Source organism: Meiothermus cerbereus, from assembly GCF_051297115.1.
GTDB classification, from domain to species: Bacteria; Deinococcota; Deinococci; order Deinococcales; family Thermaceae; genus Meiothermus; species Meiothermus cerbereus_A.
The window spans coordinates 1-12,410 of record NZ_JBEVAL010000026.1 but is presented as its reverse complement, the minus strand read 5'-3'; the positions used below and the strand labels follow the sequence as shown (position 1 = coordinate 12,410).

Annotated in this window: 10 protein-coding genes; all 10 read right to left on the bottom strand. The window is 61.1% G+C overall.

Going from position 1 to position 12,410, the window contains the following annotated elements; translation table 11 throughout:
- Positions 1-8 precede the first annotated feature (8 nt).
- Complete coding sequence (locus ABWU19_RS07400; RefSeq protein ID WP_435901067.1) at positions 9-1,229, bottom strand: acyltransferase family protein; 1,221 nt, start codon at positions 1,227-1,229, stop codon at positions 9-11.
- Between the two features lie 31 nt (positions 1,230-1,260).
- Positions 1,261-3,096 carry an asparagine synthase (glutamine-hydrolyzing) gene (gene asnB, locus ABWU19_RS07395; RefSeq protein WP_435901066.1) on the bottom strand — a complete coding sequence of 612 codons (1,836 nt, stop codon included), beginning with the start codon at positions 3,094-3,096 and terminating at the stop codon, positions 1,261-1,263.
- Positions 3,097-4,239, bottom strand: coding sequence for a glycosyltransferase family 4 protein (locus tag ABWU19_RS07390; RefSeq protein ID WP_435901065.1), 1,143 nt, complete (start codon positions 4,237-4,239; stop codon positions 3,097-3,099).
- A 39-nt stretch (positions 4,240-4,278) separates the two neighbouring features.
- Positions 4,279-6,189, bottom strand: coding sequence for an asparagine synthase (glutamine-hydrolyzing) (gene asnB / locus ABWU19_RS07385; RefSeq protein ID WP_435901064.1), 1,911 nt, complete (start codon positions 6,187-6,189; stop codon positions 4,279-4,281).
- 38 nt (positions 6,190-6,227) lie between these two features.
- Complete coding sequence (locus tag ABWU19_RS07380) at positions 6,228-7,376, bottom strand: DegT/DnrJ/EryC1/StrS family aminotransferase (RefSeq protein WP_435901063.1); 1,149 nt, start codon at positions 7,374-7,376, stop codon at positions 6,228-6,230.
- Complete coding sequence (locus ABWU19_RS07375; RefSeq protein WP_409659249.1) at positions 7,373-7,951, bottom strand: acyltransferase; 579 nt, start codon at positions 7,949-7,951, stop codon at positions 7,373-7,375. The genes ABWU19_RS07380 and ABWU19_RS07375 overlap by 4 nt, the downstream gene beginning before the upstream one ends.
- Position 7,952: 1 nt before the next feature.
- A complete protein-coding gene (locus tag ABWU19_RS07370) occupies positions 7,953-8,897 on the bottom strand; it encodes a Gfo/Idh/MocA family protein (protein ID WP_435901062.1) in 945 nt (314 codons plus the stop codon).
- 9 nt (positions 8,898-8,906) lie between these two features.
- The gene (locus tag ABWU19_RS07365) at positions 8,907-10,226 is read right to left on the bottom strand and encodes a nucleotide sugar dehydrogenase (RefSeq protein WP_435901061.1); all 1,320 of its coding nucleotides are present in this window, start codon (positions 10,224-10,226) and stop codon (positions 8,907-8,909) included.
- A gap of 9 nt (positions 10,227-10,235) precedes the next feature.
- Positions 10,236-11,474, bottom strand: a complete 1,239-nt coding sequence (locus ABWU19_RS07360; RefSeq protein WP_435901060.1) for a glycosyltransferase family 4 protein — start codon at positions 11,472-11,474, stop codon at positions 10,236-10,238.
- Between the two features lie 260 nt (positions 11,475-11,734).
- On the bottom strand, positions 11,735-12,410 hold a 676-nt coding region (locus ABWU19_RS07355), incomplete at its 5' end, for a choice-of-anchor Q domain-containing protein (RefSeq protein WP_435901059.1).

Sequence of the window (12,410 nt, the reverse complement as noted above, 5' to 3'; positions counted from 1 at the left end):
ATTCAGGCCTAATTGCGTGGGTTCGCTTCTGATGTCTGAGGCGAAGGGGGCGTGGGTGCGCCGGCCTTGGTGCTCATTTTGCGCTGGATGCCAAAAAGAAAACGGCTTATTGCGCTGTGCTGTACCAGCTCGCTTAAGAGCACGGTAACCACCAACGAACTCACCAGCAGCAAAACATGTAACCAGCCTGCGGGTAGGGCCAGCTTGAGCACGAAATACCCCAGCACCACAATAACGGTCTGATGCCAGATGTAGAACGGATAAACCCAGTGGTGGGCCCTGTTCAAGAAAGCCGAGGGTTGATTGAGAAACTGCTTTGCGAAAGCCAATACGGCAAAGATAAGCGACAGGGCAGCCAGATCTCGCAGGGACCAGTAGAGTTCGTGGTAGGGAAGCAGTTCGCTCGAGACGATCAGACTGCGATGCAGAACGGCCACATAGAGGTAGGCTTTTAGTAGAACCAGACCAAGGCCAGCCAGCAGAAAATTGCGCCGCTGCTCAAAGATAACCGATTGCAGACCGGGCCACAGGTACAGGGCATAGCCCAGAACAAATAGCTGAAAGTAAAAACCGAGATTGGCCAGATCTTCGGCCAGGCCCGGATGCGAACCCAGCCCCAGGGGGAGCAGGGCGCCCAAAAAGGTGGGGGTGATGACCAGGAGCCAGATTCGCCAGGGGGCCTGCTTGAACCAGCGCTCGAGCCCGGCCAACAGCCCCAACCCCTGGGGGCTTCGCAGGTATAAAAAAATGGGCAGGGCCAGCAGCGAAAAGTAAAACAGATACAACAAAAACCACAGGTGTTCGGTGTGTAAGCTGCCCAGCAAAAAACTGCCATCGCCCCACCAGGGGCCAGTCAGAAACTGCTCATAGTTGCCTTCAAAATGCTGGGGGCTGTGGGGGTCTAGGGTCAGGCGCCGAATGTATTGTTGCGGCGGTACGATGAGCAAAACCCCCATCATCAGAGGGATGATGAGGCGCTTGAAACGATCCAGGGCATAATCTCTGGCGGAGGCCCGGCGTAAAGCGAAAACGGTTGCAGCGCCAGAAACAAAAAACAACAGGGGCAGGCGCACCGTGGTAAGGGCTTCGTTAAAGTAGCTCAGCCATCCGATTTCTGGGCCTTTGATGACCCAGCTCCAGCTGTCAAAAGGTCGTCCGGCATGAAACACCAGCCCCAGGAAGACCGCCAAGAGGCGCAACCAATCTAAGTAGTGAATGCGTTTTTCCATGCGTGCACCGTTTTCTTCCTGGCGGGCGGGTTTAGCGCTTTAGCCTCCGGGCCAGCCAGACCAGGCTGATGGCTTCGGCCAGCAGGCGGGGGTGTTGCTGCATCTGGGCGGAGGCATAGGTTTGGGCCAGGTTCAGTTGGGGGTTCAGTACCTCGCGCAGCAAGGGTGCAGCGGCCTGTATTTGCTCCTGCAGATGCTGTCCCAGACCTGTGGCCAGCCAGCTTTGGGTAACGTCGAAGCCGCGTTTGTAACGGGCCGTGCGGATAGACTCGGGAATCTTGCCGCGTGCGACCTGGCGCAGGGCCCACTTGCCGTAGCCGTGCCGCAGCTTGAGATGCACCGGCAGGGCCAACCCCAGCTCGAGCACCCGGTAGTCCACAAAGGGCAGGCGGCTCTCGATGCTATGGCCCATCGAGTTGCGGTCTTCGTAGCGTAGCAGGGTGGGCAGGCTATAGCGCGTTACATCCAGCATCTGCCTCAACCAGGGGGCCTGACTACTGCTGGCACCAAGCGTCAGCCGAGCCTCCGGCAGGCGCAGATTGCCCTGGGGTGGCCCCCCAAAATAACGCTGGCGGTTCTGCCAGAACAGGCCAAGCTTGTGCATCTCTGCAGACAAAAGCCAGGCCAGTCCCAAAGCAAAGCCAGCCAGCTCGGCGTACCGCTTGCGTGCGAGCAAATGGCGCAGCTGGAATAAGAAAAACTTGCGGTAGCCCATAAAGCCCTCGTCGCCCCCTTGCCCGCCCAACAGCACCTTGTAGCCCTCGGCGCGTGCTGCTTCATAGACAAAGTTTTGCGCCAGGATGCTGAAGGTGGGGAAGGGTGCATCCTGTGCGGTCAGGGTCTTTTCGAAGGCCTGGATGAGCTGCTCTTTGGACTGCTCGGGCCAGACAAAATGCACTTCGATTCCGGCTTTTCGCGCCAGGGCCTGGGCCAGGGGGCCCTCCGAGCGGGGGGCCAGGGGATGGCCATAGCAGAAGCCCACCACCTGCTCGTGCTGCTGGGCTGCCAGGGCTGCTACCAGCGAGGAGTCCAGTCCGCCCGAGAGCGAGATGGCCAGTGGCACGTCCGAACGCAGGCGCAACTGCACGGCGCTGTGCAGGGTGGCCTCGAGCTCATCCAGCAGCGCTTTTTCCCCCAGGCCCTCTAGCGCCTGTATTTTTTGCTCGACCCGGCTTTTCAGGTCGTAGTAGGGCTGGGGCTCGACCTTTGGCTGGTTGAGTTGGACGCAGGCCTGGTGGCCGGCAGGCAGGGCTTGCAGGCCAGTGTAGGGCGAAATGTCGCTATCGTCTTCGTAGACGTAGTAATACAGCCCCCTGCTGACGTACTCCAGGTTGGGGGACAGGCCAAAGTGCCGGGCCAGGGCCTCGGTCGAGGAAGCAAAAGCCAGCAGGCCGTCCTGCAGACGGTAAAAAAGGGGCTTGACGCCAAAGCGGTCGCGCACCAGCCAGAGCTCCTGGGCTTTGCTATCCAGCAGGGCAAAGGCGAACATCCCGATAAAGCGTGCCCAGGCCGCTTTACCCCAGGCTTTGTAGGCCTCCAGAATCACCTCGGTGTCGCCCTGGGTCTGAAAGCGGTGGCCCAGGCCCTGTAGCTCGGCGCGCAGCTCGAGGTAGTTGTAAATTTCTCCGTTAAACACAATGCAGTAGCGCCCGCTGTGGTCCCACAGGGGCTGGTTGGAGTGCTCCGACAGGTCGATGATGCTCAGGCGGTTGTGTCCCAGCACCAGTTGGCCGGCGGGCTGGGGCAGTTCTACCACGGCCTGGTGATCGGGGCCCCGCGCAAGCTGACTGGCCACGATCTCACCGACCAGTTTTGTCAGCACGGGCGCTGGCTGATTACTGGAAAATGCCCCGGCAATGCCACACATTCAGACCTCCAGACCACGGGCGGTACCTGCCTTATAGAGGCGCTGATACAGCGCTGTGAGTTTGGCGAACTCTACCCCCCAGTTGAGCCGCTCGATAATTAGCTGCCGCCCACGCTGCCCCATGGCTTCGGCCTCGGCGGGGTGTTCGAGCAGCCACTTTATGGCTTCGGCAATGGCCCTGGGGTTTTTGGGGTCGACAAATAGACCGCAGGAGACATTACCTATCGACTCCCGCCAGAGCGGGAAGTCGGAGGCCACAAAGGGTATTCCGGCCATCATGTATTCGTACAGTTTGGTGGGCTGCGAAACCAGAAAGCTGGGGATGGGGTGCAGAACAGCCAGGCCAATGCGGCTGCTGGCCAAGAGGGCCAGGGTTTCGGAGCGGTTTTTGTAACCCAGAAAATCCACCTGGTGGTAGCCGGGGTGGTTTTTGGCTTCGGCGGCCAGGCTTTGTGGGGCAAAGGCCCCGATCAGGGTCAGCCGAACCTGGGGATCCTGCAGGTGCTGCATGGCCTGAAGCATCTCGAACAACCCCCGCACGGCGGTGATGCTACCGGCATACAGCACCCGGGCGGGCCGTGTCTGGTAGGGCTGGTCTAGAAGCGCAATCTCCTGCGGATGTGGAAAGTTTTGCAGCAGGATGGTTTTGTGGGCTGGGAAGCGCTCGGCAATGGGCTTTGTAACCGCCACGACCCCGCTCAGGAGCCTGCCAGCCAGGTGTTCCAGCAGCCGCATCGCCCCAGCCACCAGCCTGCGTAAGGGTTTGGGAATCCAGTTTTTGCTGAGGATGTCGGTGGGTACGTCTTCGTGCACATCGTAGACCACTTTTTTGCCCTGTAGGCGCAGCAATAACCCCATGGGAATCAGCTCGGGGTCGTGAAAGTGGTAGATGTCCCCCTGTTCGGCCAGGGCCTGTTTGTAGACCGCCCAAACCGTGCCCAGCATGCGGCCCAGGCGACCCCTGGTCTTCGCCACCGCCCGCACCTGCACGCCCTCGCGCACCTCATCCCGCTCGTGGGGAACCACCAGCACCACCGGGTAGCCGGCCTGGGCCAGGCTTACACACGCCCGGTGAAAAATCCGAACGTCAAAGGGGGGGTGTGCCGAGGTGAGGTGAACGATCTTGGGCAGTGGTTGGGACATGTTATGACCTTGCTAAGGGACAGGGGATGTTCGGGGCGTTTAGTCGAAGTGCACGTCAAAGGTGCGGGCCCAGGCAACCAGATTGATCCAGCGCCAGACCCGGAAGTCGAAGGGCTTGCGCCCGGCCAGGATGGCGGCGAATTCCGCTTTTACGGCGGTTTGATGAAAGGGGGTAATGCGGCGCAGGGTTTCTGAGTCCAGCAGTTGTTTGACCCAGGGGGCGAGCTGCTGCAACCAGCGCTCTTCAGGGGTGGCAAACCCCACCTTGTCTTTGCGCTCCAGGATGGCCTGCGGTACCAGGCCCTGCATGGCCCGGCGGAAGACGGCCTTGGTCTGCCCCTGGGGCGAAAGGACATAGGCCTCGGGTAGGTTGAGCAGCAGCTCCACCAGCCTGGGTGTGAGGAAGGGCACCCGGCTCTCGATGGAGTGGGCCATGGAGTTGCGGTCTTCGTAGCGCAGGAGCTTGGGCAGGCTGGTCTCGGTAAGGGACTGCAGCAGCTCGTGGCGCAGCACATCCCGTCCGTGGGCGGCGCGGGGTGAGACGAGCTGTACGTTGCGTTCGGTAAACCAGGCGGTATTAAGCCAGGGTGGGGTGAGTTCCTGTCCCGCCAGCCGACGGGCCAGGGGCTCGAGGCGGGGGGGTATCAGGAAGCCAATCGCGCTTTTCCAGGTGTCCTTCAGGGCGGGCTCGAGCTGGCTTGCGCGCAGGAAGGCCAGGGCCTCGAGCCACCTTCCTTGCCGCACCAGGGAGGCCAGGCGGGCGCCGCCGTACACCGCATAGCCCGCCAGCACCTCATCGGCCCCCTGACCGTCCAGCATCACCTTGATGCCGGCTTCCCGGGCCAGCCGAAAAACCCGGTACTGGGCATAAATGCTGGTGGAGCCAAAGGGCTCGCCCTGCACCTGCACCAGGTGGTCAAGGTCGGCTACCAGCTCGGGGGCGCTGGGCTTAACCTTGTGGGCCTGAACCCCGGCAGCCTGACCCACCAGGTCGGCCCAGTGCTCCTCCGAGACGCCGTTATCGGCCACGTAGGTAAAGGTGTGCAGCTCGAGGCCGGGCTCGAGCTGGCGCATGGCCATGACGATGGCCGAGGAGTCGATGCCCCCCGAAAGGGCTGCGCCGACCGGCACGTCCGAGCGCAGATGCAGCCGCACGTTCTCCACAAACTGAGCCCTTATGGCCTCGGCGGCCTCCTCAAAGGGGAGCTCGAGGGGGCTTTGCAGGGTGGGTTGCCAGTAGCGCTGGGGTTCCGTAAGCTGCAGGTTGTTCAGATCGAGCCGCAGGTAGTGCGCGGCGGGAAGCTGCTGGATGTCCGAAAAGAGCGTTTGTGCGCCGTCGTCGGTCAGGCCAAAGCGCAAATAGCGGTAAAGGCGCTCGGGGTTGGCCTGGCGGCGAACCCCCGGCAGCTCCAGCAGCACCGGAATTTCGGAAGCAAAGCCCACCCCTTCGGCAAAAGCCGAGTAATACAGCGGCTTAATCCCAAAAAAATCCCGCACCAGATGAAGGCTCTGTTCCCTGGTGTCCAGCACAGCAAAAGCGAACATGCCCTCCAGCCGCTGTAAGGATGCCGTGCCCCAGTGGGCCCAGGCCGCCAGCAGCACCTCGGTATCGGAGTGGGAGCGGAAGCAATAACCCAGGGCCTGCAGTTCCTGGCGCAGCTCGAGGTAGTTGTAAATCTCGCCGTTATACACCAGGTGGTAGCGCTCATCCGGGCTCGACATGGGCTGCCAGCCCAGTTCGGACAGGTCGAGGATGGAAAGCCGCCGGTGTACCAGCAGCACCGATCCCTGGGCCCCGTCCCAGGTCTTGCCCCGGCTGGCCGCAGCGGCGGGGCTCCAGGCCAGCCACCCCTGATCGTCCGGGCCACGGTGGTGCAGACCCTGTAGCGCCCGGCCAGCCCAGTTCAGGGCCCCCGGCTTACGTAAAGCGATACCAGCAATACCACACAAAAGCGCTTCCTCCCTCCAGCCCGTTTCGGTCTATACACCTAACCCTGCAACGCGGTCTTTACCGCCTCGATGACCGCCATCTGGGTTTCCTGCTGCATTTGCGGCCAGATGGGCAACGAGAGCACCTCTCTTGCTGCCCGCTCGCTTTCGGGCAGGTCTAGCCCCAGCGGCTGGTAGATGGGCAGCTTGTGCAGCGGCACCGGGTAGTAGACCATGGTGCCCACACCAAGTTCGGCCAGCCGGGCCTGCACCGCGTCACGCTTGTTGCCCAGTACCCGCACGGTGTATTGGTGGAAGATATGCCCGGGGCTCAGGGTTGGGGTGACGAGGCCCTCGAGGCCAGCCAGTCCGTCGTTGTAGCGCTGGGCGATGGTTCGGCGGGCCTGGTTGTAGCGCTCAAGATGGGGCAGCTTGACCAACAAAATGGCAGCTTGCAGGGTGTCCAGCCTCGAGTTATACCCCACCGCTTCGTTGTGGTATTTCTTGCGCGAACCGTGGGCCCGCAGCATCCGGGCTTGCTCGGCCACCGTGTCGTCGGCTGTGACCAGAAGGCCCCCGTCGCCGTAGGCCCCCAGGTTTTTGGAGGGGAAGAAGGAAAAAGCCCCCACGTCGCCCAGGGTTCCGCTAAAGCGGTGCAGCAGCGGGCCTGGGTTGCAGTGGCATCCCGCACAGCCCTCGTAGCGGGCACCAAACGACTGGGCGCAGTCTTCCAGCACCTTCAGGCCATGCCGCCTGGCGATCTCCAGTATCTTGCCCATGGCGGCTGGGTTTCCGTACAAATGCACCGGAATAATGGCCCTGGTTTGGGGGGTGATGGCCGCCTCGAGCAGCTCGGGGTTCAGGTTGAAGCTCTGGGGGTCGATGTCCACGAATACTGGTTTGGCACCCAGCAGGCTGATGGCCTCGGCGGTGGCAAAAAAGGTAAAGGGGCTGGTAATCACCTCGTCTCCAGGCCCAACCCCCAGCGCCCGCAGGCCGATAATCAGGGCATCGGTGCCGGAGTTCAGGGCTACCGCGTGCTTTACCCCCAGGTACTGGGCAAGCTGCTGCTCGAGCTCCCCCACCTCCGGCCCCATGATGAACTGGGTAGAGCGCAGAACCCGCTGTATGGCGGCGTTGAGCTCGTCCCATAGCTCGTTTACCTCTGCGCTCAGGTCAAGGATGGGAATCTGGGTCAGGGTCTTCACTTGATCCTCCGTACTTCGAGGGGGCCCACCTTTTGGTAAACGTGCCCCTGGGAGTCGGTTACGGTGTCGCTTTGGCTAAAGTCCAGGCGGTCGCCGTACGCGCTCATCCAGCCAATCACCCGGGCAGGAACGCCAGCTACGATGGCGTAGGCCGGTACGTCTTTGGTGACCACAGCGCCCGCAGCGACAAAAGCCCCCTCGTGCAGGGTAACGCCGGTAACGATGGTGGCGTTGGCGCCGATGCTGGCCCCGCGCTTGACCAGGATGCGGCCGTAGTCGGCTGCGGTGTTGCGGGGGAACTCGCTGCGGGGGGTCAGGACGTTGGTAAAAACCATGCTGGGGCCGCAAAACACGTAGTCCTCGAGGATCACCCCCTCGTACACCGAGACGTTGTTTTGAATCTTGACCCCGTTGCCAATCACCACGTTGTTGGCCACGTAGACGTTCTGCCCCAGGCTGCAGTTCTCCCCGATAACAGCCCTGGCGCAAATATGGGAAAAGTGCCAGATCTTGGTGCCCCGGCCAATCTGGGCGCCTTCATCCACGACAGCGGTCTCGTGCTTGAAGTAGTCCATACTATTGCTTGACCGTCTGGAGGAATGGGTGCATGGTGGAGGTTTGGCTCGACAGGGGCAGCGTGCGGATTTGCGCCACAGTCGCAATGGCCTGGTAGGTATCGTCCAGGCCAAAGCCCTCACCGGCCAGGGTGCGCTCGTACACGCGGGTGTGCAGCTCGGTAAAGCCATCGGAGAACTCAATTTCTTCACCGTCTAAGCGCATGGAGCGGTAGGTGCGCTTGCCCTGGGCCCTGAGGGCGGCAGGTACGTGGCCTACGTCTATCGAAAGAAACCAGCGCACCTGGGCCTGCTCTAGCTCGAGGTAGCCCGAGGCCACGGTGTCGTCGCGGCGGTGCACCTCTACCTGCTGTACCCTGCCAAAAAGCCAGGTGAGCATGTCGAAGAAGTGCACCCCAATGTTGGTGGCCAGGCCGCCGGACTGCTCGGCGCGGCCTTTCCAGCTACGCAGGTACCAGGTGCCACGGCTGGTAATGTAGGTGAGGTCGAGCTGGTATTTGCGCTGGGGCTTAGCCTGCAGACGAGACTGCAGGCTAAGCAAAGCCTCGTGGGTGCGAAGCTGCAAAATGGTCCAGACCCGCCGCCCGGTCTCGGCCTCGAGGTCTTTGAGCTGCAGGATTTCTTCAGGTCTGAGCACCAGCGGTTTCTCGCAGATGGCATCGGCGCCAGCCCGCAAAGCCATGCGGATATGGGCATTGTGCAGGTAGTTGGGGCTGGCGATGCTCACGTAATCGACCTGCTGGGGGGTGCCGCGCAGGCTGTAGAGGTAATCCTCAAAAAGCTCGGGCTGGGTAAAAAACTCGGCCTCTGGGAAGTACGCGTCCAGGATGCCCACCGAGTCGAACGGGTCGAGCGCGGCCACCAGGTTGTTGCCGGTGTCTTTGATGGCCTTGAGGTGGCGGGGTGCAATGTAGCCCGCCGCACCAATCAATGCAAAATTCTTCATAATTCCCCCTTACAAGAGCACCACATTGTCGGCCTTGAGGCCACGGGTGGCGTAGCGGGTATCGAGCACCACTTTGGATAACGCAACCACGCGGGCATAGTCCACGTTTTTGTGGTTGGTGGTAATGATAACCAGGTCGGCCTTTTGCAGCAGCTCGTCGGTAAGCTCAACGCTATCGGCGACCAGGCCATGTTCTTCGATGTGCGGGGTCCAGCTATCGTGGAAGACCACCTCGGCGCCCCGCTTTTGCAGGAGCTTGAAGACCTCGATGGCCGGACTTTCGCGGTAGTCGTCCAGGTTGGCCTTGTAGGCCATACCCAGCAGCACCACCTTGGCGCCCTGCAAGGGCTTGCCGTGCTGGCTCAGCACTCGAGCCGCCTTGTCTACCGTAAACTCTGGCATTTTGCGGTTAATTTCGCCGGCCAGGTTGATGAAGTGGGTGTTGAAGTTGTACTCCTTGGCCTTCCACTCGAGGTAGTGCGGGTCCAGCGGGATGCAGTGGCCGCCCACGCCGGGGCCGGGGTAAAAAGGCATAATGCCAAAGGGCTTGGTAAAAGCAGCGTCCAGCACCTCCCAGACATTCAAGCCCATGCGGTCGCACAAAAGGGTGAGCTCGTTGACCAGGGCGATGTTTACGGCCCGGAAGGTGTTTTCAAAAACCTTGACCAGCTCGGCTGCTTTGGCGCTGCTCACCGGCACCACGTGGTCAATGGTTTTGCTGTAAAAGGCCACCGCGACCTCGAGGCTCTCCGGCCCTACCCCGCCCACCACCTTGTTGGTGTTTTTGGTGGTGTAGCGGGCGTTGCCCGGGTCTACCCGCTCGGGGCTATGGGCCAGGAAGAAGTCCTGGTTCAGCTTGAGCCCGCTTTGCTCCAGAATGGGCAGCATCACTTCCTCGGTGGTACCGGGGTAGGTGGTGGACTCGAGGCTGACAAGCTGGCCGGGCCGCAAATGCCCGGCAATTTCGCGGGTTACGCCCTCCACGTACTGCAAATCGGGCACCAGGTTCTTGGTGAGGGGGGTGGGCACGGCAATCACCACCACATCGAGCTCAGGTACCACCTCGAAGCCGGTGGTGGCCCGAATCAGGCCCTGGGCCACCAGCTCGCGCAAATCTTGGTCTTTTACGTCGCCAATGTAGTTCTGGCCCTGATTGATCATTTCCACCCGTTTGGCGCTGCGGTCAATGCCCACCACGCGGTAGCCCACCTTGGCCTTCTCGACAGCAAAAGGCAGGCCCACGTAGCCCATGCCCACCACGCCGATCACGGCGGTTTTGTCTTCAATGCGCTTTAACAAAAGGGTTTTGGGGTCTACAACAGTCTGCATATGTTCTCCTTATACCGGAATTTTTTCGCTTTTGGGCTGTCCAGCTTGAAGCTGGGTAAGCCAGTTTTGTATCAGGCTCGACCAGCTTAAGTGGGCTTCCACATAGCGCCGCCCGTTCTGGCCCAGCTTCTCGGCCAGGGCGGGGTTCTCTATCAGCCTCATGATGTTGCGGGCCAGGGCCTGGGCGTCCTCGGGGGGGCTCACCAGTCCGGCCTGGGCCGACTCAATTAAGCGAGCACCTTCGCCGCTGCCGGTGTACAGGATGGGCCTGGCACAGCTCATTCCGGCAAATATCTTGACCGGGCGGGTCATCTCGAATAGCGGCGAGTCGCGCAGGGTCGAAAGGCCGGCTACTGCCAGCGAGTAGAGCCTGGTGATGTGCTCGGGGGGCTTTGGCTCCAAGAAGCGCACATTGCTAAGCCCCATTTCCTGCGCCATCTGCTTCAGGCGGGGCTTTTCTGAGCCATCGCCGATGAGCACCAGCACCACCTGCGGATCCGACAAAAGCTGGGCGGCCTGGAGCGCAACCTCGAGGCCGTGGGCATAACCGTGGTTGCCAGCATACAGAACGACTTTCTTGCCCTCTAGCCCCAGCTCACGCGCAAGTGCCAGGTCGGGCGCTGTGGGTTTGAGCAGCTCGGTATCAACCCCGTTGGGCAGGTAAAGCAGCTTATGAGCAGGAACCTTCTTTTCCTCCAGCAAAACCTTCTGGATGCCTTCGGTAACCGCGGTAACAAAGTGGGCCTGCCGGTAACTCCAGCCTTCCAGACCTTCGGCCAGGCGCAGCAGCAGCCCTTCCTTCATGAGGCCCAGCTGGCGCACCGAGTCCGGCCAGAGGTCGGCCACATTGAATATAAAAGGCACCCCAAAGCGGCGCGAGGCCAGGTAGGCCGTTAGGCTCAGGAATAGGGGTGGAGATTCCACAAAGATGTAGTCGGGTTTCTGAACCCTCAGCAGCCCACCCAGTGCGCTCACCATAAAGCTGAAGTAGTTGAGCAGCCGCTTGGGGCCAGTGCCCATGGCGGGATAGAGCCAGGTGCGTACCACCCGTACGCCTTCCCAGTCTTCCTCGAGCCAGCGCCTGCCCCGGTAACCCTCAAAGATCTGCCCGGTAGGGTAGTTGGGTAAAGCCGTGACCACCTCTACCTGGTGTCCCAACCGCACCAGCTCACGGATGACCGAGGCCAGCCGCACCTGCGCTGCGCCAATCTCTGGAGGAAAATACTGGGTTAAAAACAAAAAGCGCACACAACCTCCCATGCGGGTATTGATTTCCAGCCAGGCTCGACGGCTTTCCCGCGAGCACTGGATGCAACCGGCAAGTGCTTTGCCCGCAGGCTATAGGCTCTTGCCAACTCTTCTAGTAGGACACACGGCCCGCTCATTCCATGTAGTGTAGGTCAGTTACAGCCGCCCGGACAGGCTGTTTGACCCAATGGGCGTTACAGCTTTGCCCCAGGTTCTGTGAACTCAGCGCTTCATGAGAACCCCATAGGTAACGCGGGCACCTAGCGGATTTCCAGGGGGCCTAAGTCGGGGGCTGTGCCCATAATGCGTGGATGGCCCAGAAAATCGAAGCTGGGGGCTGCTTCACGAATACCTTTGTCGATGGCCGGGCTGTCGTTGCTCAGGCGGTAGTCGCCGCTGCCGTCGGGCTTAAAGTTTATGAAGCGCGGGTCTTCGTTCAGGCTGCTTTGCTGGCTGCTGGTGAGCAAGACCCAGTTGGTGGCGTTGTTCCAGACCAGGTTGTTAATAAATCGATTAACCCCGGTGTTGTTTTCCTCGCTGATGCCGCGGGGGTTGCCCACCACGATGTTGTTGGCTACCAGGAAGTTTTCGGCTTTGTAGCCGAGCGTGTTTTCGCCCGAGCCCACCGAGATACCGCCATAGAGGTTGGAGAAGGAAAGGTTATGGGTCATAACCACAGCATTGGCGGCCTGCCAGGTGGTAATCCCGAAGCCTCGAGCCCGGTAGATAATGTTGTTCTGAATGATGCCCTTAGGGCTCCCCTGATAAATGCCGTGGATACGGGTGCATGAGCCCGCCGAGAGATCGCCGATGTCGTGCACCAGGTTGCTCACAATAGTGGTGTTGTTGGCGCTGGGCTGGCTGGCATTAATCCCTGCCCCGCCGTTGGTGTCGCACTGGGCCCTGATGCCGTAGACGTGGTTGAAGAGAAAGCGG